1 protein-coding gene is annotated in these 274 nt (G+C 51.8%); it reads right to left on the reverse strand.

The genetic code is table 11. The features are described 5' to 3' along the window. The coding region (locus tag FS736_RS24915) for a hypothetical protein (protein WP_222125112.1) at positions 1-211 on the reverse strand (211 nt) is incomplete at its 3' end. Positions 212-274: the final 63 nt, after the last annotated feature.

Below are 274 nucleotides of genomic sequence, written 5' to 3' on the forward strand. Positions count from 1 at the left end.
GATCACCCAACCCTTCATCCGTTTCCTTTCCCCTAATCCCATCAACATCCACGCACTTGCTCAAACACTGCTCACCCACTTCTTTCCCCACCACCTCATCAACCATGTTCCCCACATTTACAACCTCACACCCCACCAGCTCCTCGCTCTTCGACCCATCCCCCACAAATCCCTCAATAATCTCCTCTCCCCTATTCAACCCACAAACCATAATTCATTCCACAACCTATTGTTCCGACTCCGCATCCCCCTCGTTCCCCCAAAACCTGCCAAG

The sequence above is a fragment of the Cytobacillus oceanisediminis 2691 genome, assembly GCF_007678455.1.
GTDB lineage: Bacteria > Bacillota > Bacilli > Bacillales > Cytobacillaceae > Mesobacillus > Mesobacillus oceanisediminis_A.